Annotated in this window: 21 protein-coding genes, 1 tRNA gene and 1 pseudogene; 7 read left to right on the top strand and 16 right to left on the bottom strand. The window is 49.5% G+C overall.

Features of this window, described 5'->3' with window-relative positions:
- Positions 1-19: 19 nt before the first annotated feature.
- Both GALF_RS09230 and GALF_RS09225 read right to left on the bottom strand, forming a co-directional pair.
- Positions 20-709, bottom strand: coding sequence for a Bax inhibitor-1/YccA family protein (locus GALF_RS09230; protein WP_013293786.1), 690 nt, complete (start codon positions 707-709; stop codon positions 20-22).
- Positions 710-828: 119 nt separating this feature from the next.
- Positions 829-1,161: a hypothetical protein gene (locus GALF_RS09225; RefSeq protein WP_013293785.1), complete on the bottom strand. Its 333-nt coding sequence runs from the start codon at positions 1,159-1,161 to the stop codon at positions 829-831.
- A gap of 303 nt (positions 1,162-1,464) precedes the next feature.
- Here GALF_RS09225 and fliW point away from each other — a divergent pair, with 303 nt between their 5' ends.
- The gene (gene fliW / locus GALF_RS09220; RefSeq protein WP_013293784.1) at positions 1,465-1,944 is read left to right on the top strand and encodes a flagellar assembly protein FliW; all 480 of its coding nucleotides are present in this window, start codon (positions 1,465-1,467) and stop codon (positions 1,942-1,944) included.
- Between the two features lie 381 nt (positions 1,945-2,325).
- On the top strand, positions 2,326-3,669 hold the full coding sequence (gene yjjJ / locus GALF_RS09215; RefSeq protein ID WP_013293783.1) for a type II toxin-antitoxin system HipA family toxin YjjJ: 1,344 nt from the start codon (positions 2,326-2,328) through the stop codon (positions 3,667-3,669).
- A gap of 91 nt (positions 3,670-3,760) precedes the next feature.
- On the opposite strand, the gene GALF_RS09210 is transcribed toward yjjJ, so the two are convergent.
- The 3 genes from GALF_RS09210 to GALF_RS15350 form a co-directional block, all read right to left on the bottom strand.
- Positions 3,761-4,057 (bottom strand): hypothetical protein, encoded by a 297-nt coding sequence (locus GALF_RS09210; protein ID WP_041938049.1) that lies wholly within the window; start codon positions 4,055-4,057, stop codon positions 3,761-3,763.
- Between the two features lie 700 nt (positions 4,058-4,757).
- Positions 4,758-6,128: a hypothetical protein gene (locus tag GALF_RS09205; protein WP_013293781.1), complete on the bottom strand. Its 1,371-nt coding sequence runs from the start codon at positions 6,126-6,128 to the stop codon at positions 4,758-4,760.
- A 340-nt stretch (positions 6,129-6,468) separates the two neighbouring features.
- Entirely contained in the window at positions 6,469-6,702 is a 234-nt protein-coding gene (locus tag GALF_RS15350) for a helix-turn-helix transcriptional regulator (RefSeq protein ID WP_013293780.1), read from the bottom strand.
- A 205-nt stretch (positions 6,703-6,907) separates the two neighbouring features.
- Between GALF_RS15350 and GALF_RS09190 the strand changes: the two genes are divergently transcribed.
- The 3 genes from GALF_RS09190 (at position 6,908) to GALF_RS09180 (ending at position 8,789) form a co-directional block, all read left to right on the top strand.
- Positions 6,908-7,960 carry a hypothetical protein gene (locus GALF_RS09190; protein WP_013293779.1) on the top strand — a complete coding sequence of 351 codons (1,053 nt, stop codon included), beginning with the start codon at positions 6,908-6,910 and terminating at the stop codon, positions 7,958-7,960.
- 52 nt (positions 7,961-8,012) lie between these two features.
- A complete protein-coding gene (locus GALF_RS09185; protein ID WP_013293778.1) occupies positions 8,013-8,231 on the top strand; it encodes an antitoxin VbhA family protein in 219 nt (72 codons plus the stop codon).
- Between the two features lie 270 nt (positions 8,232-8,501).
- On the top strand, positions 8,502-8,789 hold the full coding sequence (locus GALF_RS09180; RefSeq protein ID WP_013293777.1) for a hypothetical protein: 288 nt from the start codon (positions 8,502-8,504) through the stop codon (positions 8,787-8,789).
- Between the two features lie 95 nt (positions 8,790-8,884).
- Here GALF_RS09180 and GALF_RS09175 read toward each other — a convergent pair whose 3' ends face one another.
- Complete coding sequence (locus tag GALF_RS09175) at positions 8,885-9,688, bottom strand: hypothetical protein (RefSeq protein WP_013293776.1); 804 nt, start codon at positions 9,686-9,688, stop codon at positions 8,885-8,887.
- 197 nt (positions 9,689-9,885) lie between these two features.
- Complete coding sequence (locus GALF_RS09170) at positions 9,886-10,134, bottom strand: helix-turn-helix domain-containing protein (RefSeq protein WP_013293775.1); 249 nt, start codon at positions 10,132-10,134, stop codon at positions 9,886-9,888.
- 108 nt (positions 10,135-10,242) lie between these two features.
- On the opposite strand from GALF_RS09170, the pseudogene GALF_RS16160 reads away from it, so the two are divergent.
- Both GALF_RS16160 and GALF_RS16155 read left to right on the top strand, forming a co-directional pair.
- Positions 10,243-10,785 (top strand): annotated as a pseudogene (locus GALF_RS16160) (tetratricopeptide repeat protein); the annotation flags it as partial.
- Between the two features lie 75 nt (positions 10,786-10,860).
- Positions 10,861-11,229 (top strand): tetratricopeptide repeat protein, encoded by a 369-nt coding sequence (locus tag GALF_RS16155; protein ID WP_396230361.1) that lies wholly within the window; start codon positions 10,861-10,863, stop codon positions 11,227-11,229.
- 185 nt (positions 11,230-11,414) lie between these two features.
- Here the strand turns inward: GALF_RS16155 and GALF_RS09160 are convergent, their stop codons facing one another.
- The 9 genes from GALF_RS09160 to GALF_RS09120 form a co-directional block, all read right to left on the bottom strand.
- Positions 11,415-12,302 (bottom strand): hypothetical protein, encoded by an 888-nt coding sequence (locus GALF_RS09160; protein ID WP_013293773.1) that lies wholly within the window; start codon positions 12,300-12,302, stop codon positions 11,415-11,417.
- 48 nt (positions 12,303-12,350) lie between these two features.
- Positions 12,351-13,367, bottom strand: a complete 1,017-nt coding sequence (locus GALF_RS09155; RefSeq protein ID WP_013293772.1) for an FRG domain-containing protein — start codon at positions 13,365-13,367, stop codon at positions 12,351-12,353.
- Positions 13,368-13,452: 85 nt separating this feature from the next.
- On the bottom strand, positions 13,453-14,685 hold the full coding sequence (locus GALF_RS09150) for a tyrosine-type recombinase/integrase (RefSeq protein ID WP_013293771.1): 1,233 nt from the start codon (positions 14,683-14,685) through the stop codon (positions 13,453-13,455).
- A gap of 176 nt (positions 14,686-14,861) precedes the next feature.
- Positions 14,862-14,951, bottom strand: a tRNA-Ser gene (locus GALF_RS09145).
- Positions 14,952-15,039: 88 nt separating this feature from the next.
- The gene (gene queD / locus GALF_RS09140; protein WP_013293770.1) at positions 15,040-15,483 is read right to left on the bottom strand and encodes a 6-carboxytetrahydropterin synthase QueD; all 444 of its coding nucleotides are present in this window, start codon (positions 15,481-15,483) and stop codon (positions 15,040-15,042) included.
- A 30-nt stretch (positions 15,484-15,513) separates the two neighbouring features.
- The gene (locus GALF_RS09135) at positions 15,514-17,463 is read right to left on the bottom strand and encodes a transglutaminase TgpA family protein (protein ID WP_013293769.1); all 1,950 of its coding nucleotides are present in this window, start codon (positions 17,461-17,463) and stop codon (positions 15,514-15,516) included.
- Positions 17,460-18,425, bottom strand: a complete 966-nt coding sequence (locus GALF_RS09130) for a DUF58 domain-containing protein (protein WP_223293688.1) — start codon at positions 18,423-18,425, stop codon at positions 17,460-17,462. The genes GALF_RS09135 and GALF_RS09130 overlap by 4 nt, the downstream gene beginning before the upstream one ends.
- Entirely contained in the window at positions 18,412-19,311 is a 900-nt protein-coding gene (locus GALF_RS09125; protein ID WP_050752599.1) for an AAA family ATPase, read from the bottom strand. Before GALF_RS09125 ends, GALF_RS09130 begins: the two co-directional genes overlap by 14 nt.
- Before the next feature lie 81 nt (positions 19,312-19,392).
- Positions 19,393-19,761, bottom strand: coding sequence for an Mth938-like domain-containing protein (locus GALF_RS09120; RefSeq protein ID WP_041938421.1), 369 nt, complete (start codon positions 19,759-19,761; stop codon positions 19,393-19,395).
- Positions 19,762-19,913 lie beyond the last annotated feature (152 nt).

The raw sequence follows: 19,913 nt of genomic DNA, 5'->3' as shown, positions 1-19,913 counted from the left end.
TCGTTAAAACAGAGTTGCGTTAATCTTTTTCGCCGCTGAATGCCATCAGCAGGCTTAGCAGGTTAACGAAGATATTGTAAATATCAAGGTAGAGCGTCATCGTCGCCATCACGTAGTTGGTTTCTCCGCCGTGGATGATCTGGCTGATGTCGAACAGGATGTAAGCCGAAAAGATCAACACTGCGATCGCTGAAATGGTCAGGGATAGGGCCGGGATGGCAAAGAAGATGTTAGCCAGCGATGCGACGACCAGTAGAATCACGCCGATGAACAGGAACTTGCCCATGAAGCTGAAATCCTTTTTTGTCACGGTAGCGATAGTGGCTAAGCTGAAGAAAATCAGCCCGGTGCCGCCCGCTGCCATACCGATCAGCTGAGCGCCATTTTTCAAGTGCAGTGCGACTTGCAGAATAGGACCCAGAAAGACACCGGCGACCAAGGTAAAGCCCAGCAGCGCGACAACGCCCCAGACGCTGTTGCGCAGCGCGCTCACCGTAAACAGCAGCCCCATCATTGCACCGAACATCAGTAGCGCACCCATGACCGGATGTTCGTGCATGAACGAGAAATTGATTGAAGTGCCGATGAAGGCGCCGATGAGTGTTGGAATCATGGTCAGCGCGAGCATCATGTAGGTGTTGCGCAGCACTTTGTTTTGTTCTGTGACGATCACATCGGTTGTGGTCGCAAATTGGTTTTGATATTGCATAATTGACTCCTGGAAGTTATACGTTATTGCATCAACGGGCGTGAGACTAGCGAAGTATCAGAAAAGTTGCAATCGCGAAGCGTTATTTGTCGTTCGATAACGCTTCGCGCATCAGGGGATTACCCCGTATTTTTTTTATGGGTATCCGGACGTGCGCCGCGGCGTCTGTCCATCCAGTAGGCTAGTACCGGCAGCATAAAGATTCCTCCCGGCATCAGAATGGGTATTAGATAAGGGCAAAGGTGGCACAGTGCCCGTAAGTCGCGTAGTAGTGTTTTGCGCTCATCTTCGCTCCAGCGCCCGCCATTTCTACGTTTCATTAACAGCGGAATCAGACCGCGGGCCTGATTCAGATCACTGCGTATCCGATTGGCCTGGCTCTCGTTGAGCGCTCGCACACTTAACCAGCCTCGCTGTAGACGCGCTAAATATTTCTTGTTGACGGCAATCATATTGAGTGCTCGCTTTGCTGGGCTTGCTTAAAGGGATGATTGTCTATCAGAATCATTGAATAAATTCGGTTTGTTTGGATGCCGATATAAGCGGGCGTGTTCGTGCAGTTTACAGAAGCGTGGCCTGTTTAACAAATGAGTGGGCAGGCGCCCCCAATATTGTGCTTTCAAGTCGAATGAGCCCGTTCTGTAGGCTACTATAGTATTGCCCCGGCTGAACTTAAAAAAACCTTTGCATTTAGGTGATTTTCGGCTGATGATACCGACTGGTCAGTTTTTTCAAATAACCTTAAGGAGACGGAAATGGCAGAGACTAAATTGAATACGCGATTTGGTGAGTTAAGTATTGATTCATCTAAAATTATTACTTTTCCAAAAGGAATCCCCGGCTTCGAAAATTACACGCGCTGGACGTTGTTTCATGAATTGAATGAAAAGGGCGAGCCAGTGAGCGGTGTGGTTATTCACTTGCAGTCGCTTGACGATGAAAATGTATCTTTGCCTTTGACTGAGCCTAATTTGTTTGGTTTTAATTTTGAACTGGTGTTAACGGATAGTGAAGTTGCTGATCTTAAACTGGAAAGTTCTCACGATATTCTGGTGTTGACAACCCTGTCCGCTAAAAATGCCGCGCAAGGTGCGGCTCCTCTGTTACCGGAAGATATGTATACCAATATCTCGGCGCCTATTTTGATCAACATCAAGTCGCGCATCGGCATGCAAAAAATTCTGGTTGGCAAGAAGGATTCAAAAGTGGTTTTTCGTACAACGATCGAAGTTTAAGTAGATTATTGTTGACGTAAAAAAAGGCGGAATGAACTCCGCCTTTTTTACGTCTATAAAACAATCGCTCAAGGAGGTCTTGATCGTATTTGAATTGGTGCGTGCTAATCGGTTAGGCGGCTCACAGCGGTACTGTATTGGACAGCACCACAATCCATTCAGAAGCGGTCAATGAGGCCAGTACAAGATATTTTTTCACAATCAATCCCTTCATAAAATTAAACAACTGCACGCTATGACGGGTTGATCAGTAAAAAGTTCAATTCATACTAAAATACTGCGGAATATGTCCGCGTCGATTGCTGAGTGCATTCCTTACCTAAATCGCATATTATCCTGTAATATCTATTCACCAATCTATTCTCTGTTCAATTCGTACTCATGTCACTGCATGCTGAAACTATTCGATTACGCTTGTCTTCAGGGCCGTTATCAGCTCGTCAACTGATTGAAAAATTGGGAGTAAGTCAGCCTACGCTTTCACGTGCACTAATTGAGCTGGGTGACGAAGTTGTGCGAATTGGCGCTGCACGATCAATTCAGTATGCCCTGCGTGATAATGTGCGCGGGTTGCCTGATATTTCGATCAGTCGAGTCAGTTCTGAAGGTCAGATACGGCAATTTGGAATGCTGATTCCGGTACGTCCGGAAGGTTTCGTCATGCGCCAGGAGGATGGAGTAACACTGCACAGCGATGGTTTGCCGTGGTGGTTGTCAGACATGCGTCCTCAGGGATATCTTGGCCGTGCCTATGCCGCCCGATATGGTGCGGAACTAGGGCTGCCGGAGCGTCTTTCAGACTGGACTGATGCTCACGCTTTGCGGGCAATACTTGTGCATGGCTTTGATGTGGTGGGGAACCTGTTGCTAGGCGAAATGGCAAGGAGTCATTTTCTTGCAGTACGCGTCCCTGATCCAATTATGGAACGACAAAAGGGGCAGGAATATGCACGGTTGGCGTTGGAAGCATCACAGGGTGAGATTGTCGGGTCGTCAGCGGGAGGCGAGCAACCGAAGTTCACTGCTTATGCGATGACAAAGGATGGCCCGAGGCACGTTATCGTTAAGTTCAGTGAGGTGCAGGAAAGCCCGGTAAGTGAGCGCTGGCGCGATTTGCTGCTGGCCGAACATCTGGCGCTGGAAACACTGAATCAGTCAGGCGTTCTTGCTGCCAAAACTCAGATCGTTGAACAGGGTCGTCAGCGCTTCCTCGAGGTCGAGCGCTTTGATCGCATCGGAGAGTTGGGGCGGTGCGCGGTAATTTCTTTGGCGGCACTAGATGCTGAATTCATTGGTTTAGGAGCAGGTGGCTGGCCTCTTATGGCTCGCCGCTTGGCTGCCATCGGCGAAATTTGCTCAGAAGCTGCAGAAGGCGCTGCGCTTCTGTGGGCCTTTGGCACACTGATAGGTAACTCTGATATGCACAGCGGTAACCTAGCGTTTGTGTCTGAGCACGGCAGGCCTTATAGCATTGCGCCAGCTTACGATATGACGCCGATGGCTTTTGCACCACGTAGTGGAGGAGGGTTGCCTGACACCCTTTCGGATGCGACTATTCATGCCAGTGTGAACAATGAAACATGGCTGCAAGCAGAAGAGCTGGCGCAAAAGTTCCTCTCTCGGGTTATGTCAGCAACAGGATTTAGTCCGCGATTCCGGCCCTGTATCGTTGCGATGGAGCTTCGCATTAAGACTGCCAGAGCTAAGATAGAACGATTGGGTTAACGTTGGCTGTTGCCAACCAAGATCTCTTTGCGGCGAAGCATGTATGGTTCATTCATGCCCACATGTCCATTATCTGACAGAGCCGTAATGATCATTTGTTTTGTTTCTCACCTTTGCCGCGCCATTTTTTCGTCGGGTCAAGCCGATTTGCAGCTTCCTCCGCATGTACCAGCCAATTTTTTCCGTAATCGGTTAGCTCTGTTTTGCTGGTAGATACAACATCACGCAGATGTACTACGTAATGGCGAAGCAGTGATAACTCAGACCAAGCTTTGGCTTCTTTCAACGCCTCATCCAGAAATCGCTGTCGCTCAAACGCAATGCGCTCGTTTTCACGGCGGATAGCAGATCGAATATCTCGGTTCTTGTATATTGAGTTTGCATTCACAGTCTCCTTTTTTGCGGTTAACGTTTCTTTGCGCTAAGACAAACACTACATCTGTATGTATTACAGTTTGAATAGAAAAGAGATTTTTTACCGGATATGACCAGCGTAGGGGGTGTAAATTGATTGGTGATATTGATATGCGTTCAAATGTACCCTCATGTATTGCGAGATTCAATGAGAATATTTGATGCTGATTTAGACAGTCTGGACGTAAAAAAGCCCATTTAATCATGGGCTTAATTCGTTGTTCTGGCGGAGCGGTGGCAGTCGCAAAGTGGCCTGTAAGCCGCCAATTTGCTGGCTTCTTAATTTTATTTTTTAGAAAGTGCCAACAGAAGTACCAACAAATGTTTTTGCTTTCCCAGTTTAGCGCGCATCAAACATTGTTTTACTTGTGAGGTGTTACGCAGCTTTATATAGTCCCTGACAGGGGACTGAAAGCGAATACATGGCTGACATTCATCCCAATGAGGCACGGCATGCCGCTGTTGAGACAAAACGGCACATCAACTTTGTATAAACCTGTAGTTCAATGCTTGCCTTGAGACAAAGTCCGTATGGTGTGCGCCCCGACAAACGGTGCAATACATAAGCGTAAAGGCGGTGTCGGGGTGAATCGCATCAATTAATATTTGGTTGAATTAACCCGTAATATGGGTCTTTAGGTATCCTGAAAAACTTTCATGCAAAGGCTAATCAATTAGGCGCACTGCGCTACTTTGCAAAATTCCTCTTCCAGCTCACGCTTAATAATGTCGAAATTATTCTCCACTTCGATGCGCATTTCGTCGCGCCGCTTTATCGCAGTACGCGAATAGTATTTCTGAATAAAATCGTGTTCAGCCTGTTTGCTACCGGCCACCTTGGCGATCCAATCAGTTTCAGCAAATGGTATCGGACGGTACGTGCCTTTTTTGTAGGCATACGATTTCAACGAATAAAGATCAATTACTTCAATAAAGTCCTTGTCGCACGTCAGCAGCGAGGGGAAGAAGTAGCGGGCCCTGCGCTCAGGTGCGTCGGACTGAAATTGCTCATTGGTCGTGGCTTCTTCAACATTTCGTATATGCCAAAAGTCCCACGCCATATTCCGCAAATGCGCAAGATTTGTGGGTTTGCCTTTTTGGATCCTTCCAAAGAATCCAAAATTATTTTGACCTCTAACAAAATATTCAGCTGCAACAATGGCTTCTCGCGCAAAAATAGTTTGCAAGCGCAGATCCATAAATTCAATAAATTCAGCCAGTTTTTCAGCTGCAAATTCCGGTTGCGGTCTGCGCAATTGAATTGTCGCCATTTTCAATAGTAAACAATACACCCATGTATGGCCATGTAACGCGGCCTTCAAAGTCTCGGGATTTGAGGCACCATTAATCATTTGGTTGAGGGTGTTATCAACTCTGGTATTTTGCTCACCTTGCGAGATGGTTGAACGCACTTCGCCCGTTTGATTGAAATGCACCTCATCGATTGTCCGTAGCATTTCATACCCATTCAAGCGTCTGCGAATGTCGTTTACATTTTTCGGATTCAACACATTTATCAAATTTTCTGTCATGTACGGTATCGGATCAACAAAGACATTTTTCTGCGCGATGAATGCAAAGATCTCATGAAAATCGTCCGGAATTCGCGTTGTTTTTCCCTCGAGATAAGGGGCTAGATAACTCAATACTTGTGTGTCTAACGCGATCGAATAATCGATTGGAAATGTCGTTTTGTCGTTGACGAGCATCTCACTATGCGTGGCCTCATCAAGTACGAGCACACGTTCCTTTGAAAAAAGACTTCGCACGACCGAGCCGTCTGAAAACGCCCGATTCACTGAGAATCCTGGCATCTGCCCTGTGTCTGACGCGAACACGAATTTCCAATCCGGAATCAGACCCCGCAAATCCTCATAAGCAAGCAGTGCTTCGCTGGCAGAATCAGCATTGGCAATCAATGCAACCACCGTCTGTTCAATTTCAGCAAACGTGGGTTGTTGCCTTGCCATGTCAAGCATGAGCGGATTAGCCTTCGCCATGTATGCCAAGGCCGAGATGAAATTAAGTAGTGTTGGCTCTGCCATATCATCTCCTTATTATTTAATGTAGAAGAAACTCGGCGGGTGGCGGGCCGTCACAGTGAGTTACCAACCCATGATAGCTACGAGCATGGACTCGCTAGCGTAAGTTTGTGCAATTCGTAGCGCAGACTAAAATTCTTTAGTCGAGCGTCAGCTGGCACCTTGCTGACCATGGCGCAAGCATATCCTTGCATGATTTTACGTCTGCTTACGCGACAACACCAGTCATTCAAAATCAGAAGTAATTTAGATCGGTTTGGATAGTCGAAACGGTATCGTAGCAGGTGGCGTGGTTATGGTCGCAATGAGTGGCGGTAATCATTGGAATGCACAAAGCGGCCCCTTAAACCGTGGCGGAAAGAGACTGTTGCCAGGCAACTACATCGGATTGCCGCCAGCGTACCGATCCTGGGCCGATGGATAATGGGCGTGGAAATTTACCTGCTTTTATTAAGCGGTAGATTGTTGCTCTGCTCAGTCCGGACAATTTTTCAACTGTCTTTCGCGGTATGAGGTAATCAACGACTTGTTGTTGAGCGTGAACAGGTACGTTTTGTAGCAATTTAGATTGCATCATTTTCTTCCTGAAAGAGATAGTGCATCAGCGCAGGCGTGAAAGCAGGCGCTCCCGCGAGTACAGATTTTTATTTCGAATTTCGTTACATGCCATAATTCGTCGAGCCTTTATGCGCGGCGGATGATGTGCCGCCATCATCCGCCAAATAATTACGATAAAAAATGGGCAAATCATTCGAAAAATGTTGCATTTTGTAGGTTGACGTATGCAAAAACATCCCAAAGATTTTGGTAGGTTTGGCAAGGTAGTGTGGCGTCGAATTGAGCAGCCAACGTTCCCGATGCGAATGCGCGCAATGTGCAATCAGGTTAAGTCGATCCTTCTGACTTCGATGCATGACCCCTATATGCCGCAAACGTCTGACTTGCTGGAAACTGGATTGGCACCGGTGAGCAATGAAGAGACTTGGAAAAAGTGGTGGGAGGCAAACAGCATTCCTCAGTCATCGCAACTTCGCGCCTGCGACAACATTTCGCCGGGTGCAAGGTATTGGTTGGAATTTTCCGAAAATGGCAATCCCATTCAGCGACACATGCTGGCTCTCGACTCAAAGTCAATTGAGCTAGCTCGCGACGAGGAGTGGTGGCGTCATAATTTCGATGCTCAAAAACGAAGTCTCGATAGCCTAAAACGAATTTGGAGTACGTTCACAAAATCCAAGTGTGAGCCTTCGGGTTCGCCATTAAGTTTCGAACGGCAGAGCCGTGAGAAAAGTTTACCAGCCCCGTCGCTGCGCTATGCGTCCGAAGAGGAAAAATTGAGTCTGCTGATCTCTGACTCAAATCCATATCGGTATGAGTTTTCAAAAGCTACACGCATGCAATATGTTGAATCAGAGAAATTTGGACTTTTTCGATTTTTCGAGAGCTTGCTGTACGAATCTAGGCTGCAACCACTTTGGCTGCGAGATATTTGGATTGTAGATATGGCAACACTTGTAGCCTTGATGACTACAGATTTACTGGCTACCCCGGAGCATGATGCACCCGGGTTGGGGTATCTTGCGAATCAGCATTTTTTTTGGAAAACGTTATTTTGGGGGCGGATTGATTCGCTCGATTTTTATTGGGAACGTATTCATGGAGCATTTATGCCGTTGCTGCCCGGCGGAGAAGTTTTAAATTCCGACTCACGCCTTGAAATGTTAAAACTTGTATATAGCATCCGCGAAAGGTATTACGAGCTGATGGGAAAAATTGGGATTGGCTTCGATGATGTTTGCTATATCGCCGCGCCGGTTTCTGCCCCGGTGAGATGAAATCTCAAATAGCTTTTTAATGACTGAAATCCAAAAAGAGGGGGAATGAAACATGACGAGCTTTGCAGACAATTTGATCATTCGGCGCACGCAGGCTGATAACGCGCAGGAACGTAAATGCGCCGCATTTCGTTACGCCAACGCCTCGCTGGCTTTAGAGGGATTTGCGACTGACAGGGCGCAGCTCACACGGCAAGAAGAAATCATTCATGGCAGGCTTACGACTGAGCAAGCTATTGCTCAGTTAAATGCTAAATATGGCAGATCATAGGTTGCGGGGCGCGGCAAAAAATTCACTGCCAAGGATGGGCTGGGTATGTCCAAATGGGCCGAACTTCACCCCCGATAATAGGATACACATTACGCACGCGACATGCGACGAGTAAAATGTCAGTTATATAATTGATTTATATAAACAATTTTATGTTAACAAAAAATATTAAAAACGACATACTGTCTATAAGCATATGCTAATAAGATTGTAGCTACGGGGTTTATGCGTGTTTACAGATGTAAACAATTTGCGGGAAGTTAAAAAATTATGGCAAAAAGTAAATCTCACCATGTTGCCTTTCGTGTTGCCGATCATGAGTGGGAATTAATACAAGATGATGCCAAGCGACGCGATCTATCTGAAGGTAAAGTTGCAAGAGCCTTGGTGTTAGACGCCTTGACTGGTTTTTATAAAAAACAGGGACGCATATTGCGGCGGTTCGACTTGCAAAATGATTTGCTTGAGTTATTAATCAGAATTTCTTCATTAAGTGCAGCGGGGCAACTCTTCCCTTTGATGGTCAACGGAGCGTTATTGAATTACGAGAAAAACTAAAAACTCACGTTAATCAATCAAGTGAAATTGGCAAGCAAATTGTCGAACTGATCCAAAGAGGAAAACTTTATAAGGAGATTCGTTTCTGTTGAGTGTTAGGTTAAATTCCGAAATTGAATTTGCTCATCGATAGCGGCTACCAGTGATGCACAATTTTTGATTAAATCAATAATCATGCTTTCATCAATTCCAGTCGGATTTCCCTCTTTATCAACCCCATTCCGATGTACGCAGTCATGCCTGATTAGTACTGCTTTGAAAAGCCAACCTATGTCTCCAAAATCAATTTCTAAGACACTAAAATACATAGGTTTAATCTTTTTAAGATCATGGAAGATAATATCTTTAAGGTGCTTGGCAACGATAAACTTTAGCTCATTCCACTTCGAAAATATTTCATTGAGCGAAAATTGTTTTTTTGCAAGTTCAGGATCGGATTCAACTAGCTTTCGAATTAAGTCATCCGAGTTGATAACAGTATGGATAAATATCCCAGAAAGGTACGCTTCAACTACTGTAACAACTTGGGCGTACAGCATGTTATAGAGCGTGTTTTTGGCTTCATCAGGAATCTTTAGCTGTAGCAGTAAGACAACATCCCTTGATATTTTTGTGTATGTTTCTAATTGCTGTGTTGATTCAATTGTCCAAGAAATCTCATCATACTCATGATTGTCAACTACTTCGTATTCAAGCGATACAGCGCCATCAATGCTGACGTCTAGTTCATTTTGTGTGCTGATTATTGCCGCCTCGTAATCTTTAGCGCAGCCATCGCAGATAAGGACTTTCCAAGAGTTACAAGGAGTGGTGTCAGTAGCGAGGTTTTCTTCGCTAACGTATATGTTTTCTTCGACGAATGCTCCGCATGTGCAAGCAAAGTGGACATTTATTTCCATGAATGGTCAGGTCTAACGAATAGCGTTTATCTGCCGCCCGAACCAAATTTGTTAAATCCGCAACCTGTTGGTGGCGAACAAACTTATTGAACTGAGTCTTTGGTGAACGGAACCTATTGGGATTGTAAGGTTTTTTGAGGGGGCGTCAATCGAATGTTGTGTGTGACATGTTCATTTAGAAAAGCCGTTCATTGTCATCAGCTTCGATGAGTTTTGAGCCGTTGTTCGACGAGAGTCATTAAATCCCCCGCAGGAATTTTCAGTGCATCGGCAAGACTAAAGATCGTTGCGAGTGAAGGGCCTTTTTCGGCACGCTCAAGGGCGCTGATATGGCTGCGCTCAGTATCGGCACGTTCGGCAAGTTGATCTTGCGTGAGTGCCTGTTGCAAGCGTAGTTCCTGCAACACTGCGCCAAACATTTTCGTCGGTAATTTTTTGTCCTTCATAGGAGGACTAGATTTGCCTAAACTCCCGGGCTTGTCTGCATACGGTTGTATTCGCTAGACTGTGAAAGTTAATTCCACAACCCGACAACCAGCCCAAAGGGAATGTAAATGGATGCTATGCGCAAAATCGCCGTTTGTTTTTTCATTCCACTCGCTATCGTTACTTCAAGTGCTTATGCCGACTATGACGCTGGGGAAGCTGCGTATAAAAAAAATGATTTTGCAACTGCCCTGAAGGAGTGGGAGCCATTAGCCAGTCAAGGCGATGCCGTTGCGCAAGATAACATCGGGGTGATGTATGACAACGGCCAAGGTGTGCAGCAGGACTATAAAATTGCCGCTAAGTGGTATCGGCTCGCCGCTGTACAAGGTAATGCCTCGGCGCAAGCAAACCTCGGAATGATTTATGAGCACGGCGAAGGTGTGCCCAAGGATTACAAAGAGGCCATAAGGTGGTATCGGCTCGCTGCTGGTCAAGGCGATGCCGTTGCGCAAGGCAACCTCGGCCGGATATATGCGAAGGGGCAGGGTATTCCGCTGGACTACAAGGAGGCCGTCAAGTGGTATCGGCTTGCCGCTGACCAAGGCGTTGACACTGCGCAACAAAATCTTGGAAATGCTTATCTCTTCGGCAAAGGCGTAGCGCAAGACTATAAGGAGGCCGCAAAGTGGTTTCAGCTCGCCGCAAAACAAGGCATTGCCAGTTCGCAATATAACCTCGGAGTGATGTATAGAGACGGTCGTGGTGTCTTGCAAGATTACATGGAAGCTATTGCGTGGTTTCTGGTTGCCGCCGACCAAGGCGATGCCTCTGCGCAACATAACCTCGGAGCAATGTATGCAAGCGGTCAAGGTGTGCATCAAAACAGTGTGTTTGCCTACGCGCTATTCAACGTGTCGGCAACAAATGCTCATTCAGCAGACAAAATCGATGGGGCTGCGGCGAACCGGGAAAAGTTGTCATCGTCAATGACAGCCAAAGAAATTGCTGCGGCGCAAGCATTGTCACGGGAGATCAGCCAGCCGGGAATGTTGCTGAAGGCTTTGGATAGGTACAGCAAGAAACAGGCAATTAAGGAAAAGGCAATGCCATAAACATTAAAATAACCATCGCTTCAATTTGCGCATATTTGCTCTCGTCAGCAGCATTCACGGCCCCAGTTGAATTTGGTATCTATGCAAATTCACGTGTAGTGAACCGTATTTTATGGTTGATTTATATTGATAGTGAAAGCCCAATACGCTTTTGACCAATAATTCAATCATTACTTCGTTGTGCCCTAAATTGGAACACGACGAATTGCCCTAGCTGGAACTATCAATTTTTTGTTGGCAAATGAAAACTCATCATATACAGACCGAATTGATTTTTCTTCCCTTGAGTCAAATTGGCTTGCGAATTTATCTGAGTGTGCAATTAGATCAAGCGTGTGTTCATAGTAGGCTGCATGCTGTGTGTCGTTATTCATTGCCCCGATAATTTGACTAACATCCTCAGACCTGGTTTTTCGCCAATGACGCGGCCAATCTAACACAAGCCCCCCGCACTGTTCGGAATATCCATCCTTCAGGTGCTTATCAAATTGCAACGAAAAACGTTTTGGAATAGTTTGGTTTACAAAACTCTTGCACAAGCCAGCCCCAATAAATTTCTGACCACGCTCAAGGCGTGCGGCTTCAATGATGGGGTGCCCAAGAAATATGTTCTTGTTTCCATCTAATACAGCCTCCCCCATCGATATAGCCCCTCTAAGCGGAAGTCCAACCTCCAACCCACAACACATCAAGTCGTTGCAAATGTCTAGAAAGTTGTCGCAAGGAATAGGATGGAATTTCCAACTCGTTGCGGGGTCTTTTGAAAGCGTTTCAATGTCTTCAGGGGGGGTATCTCGCGCTTCAGGCCAAGTGCGATTCGCCCATAACAAAATGGAATCGCTAGCATATGCACCATGTATCTTGCTAAAAATAAATACGTCTCCGTCAGAAGTCCAGTAAGGCGACTCGACGAAACCCATGTCATTAAATACCCGCTGCTCATGATCTTTCTGGTAATTTACCGCCTCAATCAGAACCTCATAGCGAGCAAGCATCTCAGTCAAGCCAATGCTCGCTAATTTTTTCTCAAAGCCAAGTATGTCAAACAGTCCAACTAAATACCCATAGTGCATCGCAGGTTCTCCTTAACAAGGCGTTTTTCAACTGCCTGTTAGACCTTATTATTTTGTTGGGAGCGTGGCACGGAAGCCAACATCATCAAAAAAACCGTGGGTGAATTTAGTGCATTCGCGCTCCGCAATATTCAGCTCATCCAAAGTGTAGCTAACGGCAGATGTATTCGACAAACCAATTCCCAATTTATTTTTAAGCGTTGTGCGAATATTTTTTACCTCATGCGCAGGAAGTCCATTGGGGTCACTCGCCATCCATGCCTCGACCTCGTCAATATAGATCGATGGAATTTCCGTGGCAAAACACATCGCTGATGCAAGGCGTGCACTAGGATCTGGGGGAAGTAGCTTAGAGCCACCGTCGAAGCGCCTTAGCATCTCTTCGCCAACTTTTGCGTCATGATCGAAACGAAATCCCTGAAGCTTGGGTGTGTGTAGAAAGTTTTCACCCAACCGAAGTTCAACTGTCCATGCCCACTGCCGCAATGGTCTCGGAAATGGTTGGTAACAGATTGGGGAGATTCTCTCGTCGATTGCGTTGAAGTGAACATGGTATATGACACCTTCACCCGTAGTCATTGGCTCCCAAGAAGCGGTTTCTTGTACGAAGCGGCACGTTGCGAAAAAGGCAGCTATTTGGAAGGACTCCGATACATCGATATACGCTGTTGGGATTCCATAATGTTGTGCTAGGGCAATGGCATCAACGAAGATATTTTGGGACTTTGCCCATTTCATCATGGGGTGCTTTGTCAACTCATCAGCGAACCATCGGTTGAGCGCAAGCCGTTTGAGTAGAAGAGCTTGGTCAAGGGGGGCAAGATCCACCACTCGGTACGTATTCCGTTGAAAGTCTCGGCAGAGTGATGGCCAACATTGATCAAAATGCTGGTTCTGTCCACGATAAAGAGCTACTGAGAGGGCATTCCTCATAATCTTGGCTTGATTAGTAGCGCCACTCCCGGCCTGAACCATAGTCCAACGTGCTGTACCACCAGCTTGGAGCCCAATTGGAGCGCGCTCTTGGTCGGCCAATTGAAGGAGAACGTGAGCTGGAAGTTTCATGAGGTCTAACGAGGCTGTAGAAAAGGTATTTTCATTCGACGCATCGTGCCGCGAATCAAGTGGAATTTCAAGGGCGATAACCTGATTATGCGCGCAACGGTATCACTTGCGCGCCAGACTTCACAGCGTCCAGATAATCAGCCCATTTCTGCATGATGCCGCGCCTCTCTTCAAAGTAGGTGGTGCGCACATAGGCCGCCGCTGTCTGGTTTTCAAGCGCATGGGATAGCATTGCTTCCAATACCTCCCAGCGATGCCCCATATCGCCCAGCGTTGTCCGTGCAAGGCTGCGGAAGCCGTGCCCTGTCTGCCTGCCTTTGTAGCCCATCGTTTCAATGATCTTGTTGACGGTATTCTCGCTGATAACACGCCCCATGCCGTTGCGGCTGGGGAATACATGCTCGCCATGCCCCGTGACAGGATAGAGGTCGCGCAGTACGGCTATGGCCTGATCTGATAGCGGTACGGCGTGGGGCTTGCGCTTGCCGTGCTTTCCCTTTCGTCCTGTCTGCTCTGCGGGGATGATCCAGCAGCCGGCATCAAGATCGAAGTCTGCCCACTTGGAAAAGCGCACTTCGCTGGAGCGTGTCGCTGTCAGCAGTAACAGGCGGAACGCTGCAACTGCAATCAGCGAAACTTTTCCTCTCTCCTGATAGTCGTCAAAGGCGCGCAAAAAGGCCGGAATTTCATCCGTGCTAAGGCATGCAAAGTTTTCCACCTTTGGGCGATCAGCCAGCGCCAAACGAATTTCGGCGGGGTTATATTTTGCTTTGCCAATTGCAATTGCGTATTTGAAAGTGGAGCTGATTGTCTGTAACAGCCTGTCGCGAGTCTCGAATGTGCCTTGCGCCTCAACATTGCGCATGATGCCGACTAGCTCCAGCGGTTCGATCTCGGCAACCGGGCGATCACCGATAACCGGGAAGGCGTATTTTTCCATGTTGAGCATCCATTGCTTGGCATGGCCTTCCGTCCACATCGGTGCTTTGACTTTGTGCAGCTCTTTGGCGAGAGCCGAAAAGCTGTTGACGGTAGCGGTCTGTAATATCCGCTTTGTTTCTTTCTTAATGGCGCTCGGGTCGGTGTCGTTTGCCAGCAGCTTGCGCGCCTGTTCGCGCCGTTCCCGTGCGTCAGCGAGGCTAATGTCTGGATAAATGCCCAGAGCTAACGTTTTTTGTTTGTCAGCGAAGCGATAGGCCAGCCGCCAATATTTGCCGCCGTTAATTTGTACCAACAGGAATAAGCCGCCGCCATCTGAAAGCTTGTAGGGTTTGTCTTTGGGTTTCGCGTTCTTAACAGCCAGTTCTGTGAGTGCCATTTCGCTATCCTTTGTTGGTATCTGACGTACCAACAATAGCAGATACCAACAAAGATACCAACAAAAGATTGAGCTTGAATGAGAATGTCTGTTACCGTTTAGGCGTTAAAAAACCCGCTAAAGCTATACGCAGTGCGGGTTTTAGAGTCTTTGTGAGACTGATTGAAACGTTGTTCTGGCGGAAGCGGTGAGATTCGAACTCACGGAGGACTCTCATCCTCGCTAGTTTTCAAGACTAGTGCCTTAAACCGCTCGGCCACACTTCCTTGTTCTGGTGAAAGGCATTTGCCTATCCATCGAAGCCGCGCATTTTCCATGAAGTTGCGCAGTCTGTCCAGAAAATTTATAAAAAAGTTAGCTGCGTACGCAGTCGGCCCAGTTGTTGGGGGTTTCAAACAGCCGGATGCGCTCAAGTTTCAGGTGATTGCCGTAGCTGTCCTGATAGGCGGGGTCTAGTAGTTCGAAGGCCGTTTGCGCGAGGTTTTCTGCGGTCGGCACAACGTCAAATACAACGGTTTTATGGTCTGGCATCGTTGCCAGAAAATCGCACACCTGCTTGTCGCCCCGATACACCAGAAAAGCGTGATCCCAAACGTTGACCAGTTTTTCTTGCGCGATGCGTTTGACGTCGGAAAAATCCATCACCATGCCCTGTTCGGATTGGCCTTCGGTTTTGATGATCTCTCCCGACAGGGTGATCTCAATCGCATAGCGATGGCCGTGCAGGTGTCTGCACTGGCTGTTGTGATTGGGGATGCGGTGTCCGGCATCGAATTCCAGGCGGCGGGTGATGAGCATGGTGGTTGCAGTCAGAATAATTGGCGCGGATTATAGCATCGCAACGGATTTCACTCGTGTCGGTCTGAATTTCGCAGCCTGAAGGATGAATTCGCTTTGTGCGTCCTTCTCAGGTATCTCGCCGTAGCGCAGCGCGAGATAGCGTGTGCTCAGTTCGTTCATCGCGTCGCTAAGGTCGGGGCGGACAGCGCAGATGCGATTGGCGTAATCGCGCGGACCTTCATGCGGCAATTTCGGCAGGCCGGCTTTTGCCAGCCTGCGGCACAGCTTCAGCCAGGCCGACTGAGTCTTGTCCTGCTCGCGTTTTAAAAGGTGGCGCAGCATCGTCAGTGCGATCAATGCAATGAGCGTGGCTAGGGCTGCCAGCATGTCGATTGCCTGTGCGCTCAGGGAGTCGATGCCATATCGCGATAAGAATGCAAACTGGCGCTCGTTGTTATAACCGATCACCCATTGATTCCACTGGTAGGACAGCGTATCCCAGTTCAGCTGCAATTCGTGCAGCCAGAGAGGCGGATTGCCTGACATGAAAGAGAGCGCGGAATTGTCCGTCAGCGCGGCGGACAGCCCGTGTTCCACCCGTTCGGGGGCAATCGCTGCGGTCGGGTCGATTCGCAGCCAGCCCTGCTCGGGTAACCAGACTTCCGCCCAGGCATGTGCATCCGATTGGCGCACGATGTAATAGTTGCCGAAGGCGTTGTATTCACCGCCCTGATAGCCGGTCACGACTCGTGCCGGGATGTCTGCTGCGCGCATCAGGTAGACGAAGGCGGAGGCGTAATGTTCGCAAAACCCCTCTCGGGTCGTAAACAGGAAATCATCTATGCCGTTTATGCCTAAGGGGTTCGGGTCCAGCGTGTAGTGGAAATTCTGCTGATTAAAGTAACCCAGCGCGCGCCGAATGATCTGCGCATCGCTTGTGCCGCCTGCACGCCAGTATTTTGCAAGGTTCAGTGCTTGTGGATTTAATCCCGGCGGCAATTGCCTTGCGCGCTGCAGTTGCTTCGCGGATTCTTGCATATTGGCGCGATAGCTCAGTTGCGACTGTGCCTCGTAGCGCAATCGCGCGGTCACAGGTGTCGGACTCAATACCTGAAAGTCCGCGTTGATACGGGCAGGCACCGAGAGTTTATCCGGTACGTCGAGCGCGAACAGCCAGTTTTTGTTGTTGGGCTCCAGCGTGACGCTGTAGCGTATGGCTTGTGACGTCTGCGTAAAGTCTGGTGCGACCCCGTTCAATGTTCTGCCGGGCGTCCATGTGTGGCCGTCGAACTGCCACAGCACGGGACCCCGCCAGTACATTTGCTCGCGGCGCGGTGCAGCCCCCGCGTAGGTGACGCGAAACGCCACCGCATCGGAGAGCGCGAGACGTCCCAGACTGCCCGGTGACATGGTGTCGTCCAATCCGCTGCGGGAGAAGGCGTCCTGAGGCAGGCCCCAGAGCGGCCCCGGTACGCGGGGGAACAGCACAAACAGGATCAGCGTCAGAGGAACGGCTTGCAGCAATAAGCTTGCGGCGATTTTTAACCGGGGACGGAAGGCGCTGCCCGGCGCTTGCAGATGTACCCAGGTTACGGTGAGGACGAGCAGGCAGGCCAGCATGTACAGTCCGGTTATGAGGCTTTGTGAATAGAAAAAATGGGTGGTGAGGATGAAGCAGGAGAGGAAAATTAGCGCCATCGCATCGCGACGGGTTCTTAGCTCCATCAGCTTGAGCGTGGCAAGCAACATCAACAAGGTGACGCCGACTTCGCGGCCGAACAGCGTGTGGAAGTCGATGGCGATGCCGCCCATCGCGGCCACGGTGATGCAGGTCAGCAGCCAGCGGGGCGGCAGCGGCGCGCCGCTTTGAGTCAGGTAAGTCCTCCAGACAAGAAGCATCGCGCACAGGGCGCAAACCCAGAGCGGCAGATGAGATGCGTGGGGCACTATGACCATCAGCGTACACAGCAGCAGCCCATAGATCAGCGAGTTTTTCATGGCTCAGTCAGTCCGAACAGCGCGAGGCGGCGCAGGCAGGCATCCCGCTGCGCGGCGCCGCTCCCGGCGGGTAATTCGCCATCGGGCAGGCTCAGGCTGTAACGCACGCCTTGTTCTTCTGCGTCCAGCACCCAGCGGGTCATGCGGGATAGTTTATCTTCCAGATCGATATCCGGTGTGTCGGCCAGATTCAGCCAGACTTCCTCGCCGGTCTGGGTCGCAAACTGTTTCACCTGCAAGGCGTGGCCTCTGGCATAGGCTTTCCATGCAATGCGCGGCAGTGGGTCACCCGCAGCATAGTTGCGCAATCCGGCAAAGTCGTCGTCACCTTTGACGCTGTGTTGTCCCGCGCCGTCAGGGACGTTTCCTTGCGGGGGCGCTGCGTCGGTTTTCGGTTTGGGATAAATCAGGCAACGCGTGTCGAAGTGCAGATAGGACCATGCGTGAAAAAGTCCCAGCGGAAATTCGGTATAGAGCGTCAATCTTCCCGCTTGCAGCCAGCCGCGCAGCGGAGTCTGTACGGGGAAAAAGACAGTGTGGTTTTCGGTTGCGGGAAGATCGAAACTCACGGTGTGGCCGCCCGTGTCCCGCAAAGTCAATTGGTAGCGCGCGATGCGGCTCTTGAAATGCAGCTCAAAGTGCGCAACGTCACCGCAGAAAACAGATTCGGCACGGCCTGCGTTAATTTCAAGATGTGCCAGATTGCGAAAGGCGTGCAGCATCGAGATCACCGCCATCGTCGCCAGCAAAAAAGTCAGTGCATAGCCTAGGCTCAGGTTGTAGTTGATATCGCCCAGCAGCATCAGGATCAGCGCCAGCGCCAGGCCGAATCCCTGTCGGGTAGGCAGGATAAAGATGCGCCGCTGCGTGAGCACGATGCTGCCATGCTCGATTTTAGGGCGGAACAGCCAGTTGCGGAATGTGTGCCGGAGTGCGGTGAGCACGGTGTCAGGGGATTGCAACCGCTTCGATTAAGTCGCGCGCCAGCGTGCTTGGGTGTTCGCCTTGCAGGCGGTGGCTGACTACGCCCGGCAGGATGGTCTGCACATCCTCCGGAATGACGGCACTGCGTCCGTCGATCAGCGCCCAGGCGCGTGCGGCAGACAAGAGCGCCAGCCCCGCCCGCGGACTCAAACCCTGAGTGTAGTGAGAAGACTCGCGCGTGTAGCGCAATAGGGCCTGCACGTAATCGAGCAGCGCGGGGGAGACAAAAATTTGTTTGACTTTATATTGCAAGGCGATGAGTTCGGCTGTCTCCATCTGAGGCGTGAGCTTTGCGATAATCTCGCGCCGGTCTATGCCTGACAGCAGGCCGCGTTCGGCCAGTTCATCCGGATAGCCCATGCGGATGCGCATCAAAAAACGGTCCAGTTGCGACTCGGGCAGGGGGAACGTGCCGACCTGATGGGACGGGTTTTGTGTGGCAATCACGAAAAACGGCGAGGGTAGGGGGCGCGTCGTACCTTCAATGGTGACCTGATGTTCTTCCATCGCTTCGAGCAGCGCACTTTGTGCCTTGGGTGTGGCGCGGTTCACTTCGTCCGCCAGTACCATTTGCGCGAAGATCGGGCCCGGGTGAAATTTGAACTGGCCACTGTCGCGTTCAAAGACGGACACACCCAAAATATCCGCCGGCAGTAAATCGCTGGTGAACTGGATGCGGGAAAATTGCAGTCCCAAGGTGCGCGCCAGTACCTGACTTAATGTTGTTTTGCCAACGCCCGGCATATCTTCGATCAAGAGGTGGCCGCCCGCTAGCAGGCAGGTCAGCGCAAAGCGGATTTGCTGCGGCTTGCCCAGAATGGCGCTTTCCGCCTGCCGGATGACGTTGTTCAAAGATGAATTCATGGTCATTTATATCCGCTAAGTAGGGCGTGGTAAGTGGGACTGCTGAGGCAGGGGCGTTTTACTTTCGACTCTGCACTTTTGTCAAAACAATATCGCTGCAATGACTTTACGGCCTTCTTCGGCCAGTATGTTGTAGGTGCGGCAGGCGGCGGGCGTGTCCATGAATTCGACGCCGATGCCCGCATTGGTGAGCGCGCGATACAAGCGAGGATGCGCAAATCGCTGCGCGATTCCCGTGCCCATCAGGATGACTTCCGGTTTGAGTGCAAGAAAATACTCGAAATGCGCTTCGGTGAGCGCGTCAAAATTGCTGGCGTTCCAGTCAGTTCTGACTTCTTCGCCCATTACGACAATGCAGGTTTCGAAGCGTTCACGGTTGACGCTCACGTGAGTGTCAGAGTAGTCGGTAAAGAGTTTTGTTTCGCCTAAGTTAGCCAAATGCAGTTTCACGATGACCTCGTAAGTGTAGAGATTGCGGCGAGTGTAGAGGTTTGCAGGCGCTCGAGTCAAACGGAAGGCCGGATTTGCCGCATCATTATGAATGACAAATTTGCTGTGCGCGGGTAGCACGGGTAAAATCGCCTACTTTCACATGAAACAAC

Origin of the sequence: Gallionella capsiferriformans ES-2 (assembly GCF_000145255.1) — a bacterium.
Taxonomy (GTDB): Bacteria; Pseudomonadota; Gammaproteobacteria; order Burkholderiales; family Gallionellaceae; genus Gallionella; species Gallionella capsiferriformans.
This window is presented reverse-complemented; position numbering and strand designations above follow the sequence as displayed.

Excerpts from the sequence above, each read along its gene's own strand:
- GALF_RS09230 (WP_013293786.1), bottom strand. The coding sequence starts at position 709 with ATGCAATATCAAAACCAATTTGCGACCACAACCGATGTGATCGTCACA.
- GALF_RS09225 (WP_013293785.1), bottom strand. The coding sequence starts at position 1,161 with ATGATTGCCGTCAACAAGAAATATTTAGCGCGTCTACAGCGAGGCTGG.
- fliW (WP_013293784.1), top strand. The coding sequence starts at position 1,465 with ATGGCAGAGACTAAATTGAATACGCGATTTGGTGAGTTAAGTATTGAT.
- yjjJ (WP_013293783.1), top strand. The coding sequence starts at position 2,326 with ATGTCACTGCATGCTGAAACTATTCGATTACGCTTGTCTTCAGGGCCG.
- GALF_RS09205 (WP_013293781.1), bottom strand. The coding sequence starts at position 6,128 with ATGGCAGAGCCAACACTACTTAATTTCATCTCGGCCTTGGCATACATG.
- GALF_RS15350 (WP_013293780.1), bottom strand. The coding sequence starts at position 6,702 with ATGATGCAATCTAAATTGCTACAAAACGTACCTGTTCACGCTCAACAA.
- GALF_RS09190 (WP_013293779.1), top strand. The coding sequence starts at position 6,908 with ATGCAAAAACATCCCAAAGATTTTGGTAGGTTTGGCAAGGTAGTGTGG.
- GALF_RS09185 (WP_013293778.1), top strand. The coding sequence starts at position 8,013 with ATGACGAGCTTTGCAGACAATTTGATCATTCGGCGCACGCAGGCTGAT.
- GALF_RS09180 (WP_013293777.1), top strand. The coding sequence starts at position 8,502 with ATGGCAAAAAGTAAATCTCACCATGTTGCCTTTCGTGTTGCCGATCAT.
- GALF_RS09175 (WP_013293776.1), bottom strand. The coding sequence starts at position 9,688 with ATGGAAATAAATGTCCACTTTGCTTGCACATGCGGAGCATTCGTCGAA.
- GALF_RS09170 (WP_013293775.1), bottom strand. The coding sequence starts at position 10,134 with ATGAAGGACAAAAAATTACCGACGAAAATGTTTGGCGCAGTGTTGCAG.
- GALF_RS16155 (WP_396230361.1), top strand. The coding sequence starts at position 10,861 with ATGTATAGAGACGGTCGTGGTGTCTTGCAAGATTACATGGAAGCTATT.
- GALF_RS09160 (WP_013293773.1), bottom strand. The coding sequence starts at position 12,302 with ATGCACTATGGGTATTTAGTTGGACTGTTTGACATACTTGGCTTTGAG.
- GALF_RS09155 (WP_013293772.1), bottom strand. The coding sequence starts at position 13,367 with ATGAAACTTCCAGCTCACGTTCTCCTTCAATTGGCCGACCAAGAGCGC.
- GALF_RS09150 (WP_013293771.1), bottom strand. The coding sequence starts at position 14,685 with ATGGCACTCACAGAACTGGCTGTTAAGAACGCGAAACCCAAAGACAAA.
- queD (WP_013293770.1), bottom strand. The coding sequence starts at position 15,483 with ATGCTCATCACCCGCCGCCTGGAATTCGATGCCGGACACCGCATCCCC.
- GALF_RS09135 (WP_013293769.1), bottom strand. The coding sequence starts at position 17,463 with ATGAAAAACTCGCTGATCTATGGGCTGCTGCTGTGTACGCTGATGGTC.
- GALF_RS09125 (WP_050752599.1), bottom strand. The coding sequence starts at position 19,311 with ATGAATTCATCTTTGAACAACGTCATCCGGCAGGCGGAAAGCGCCATT.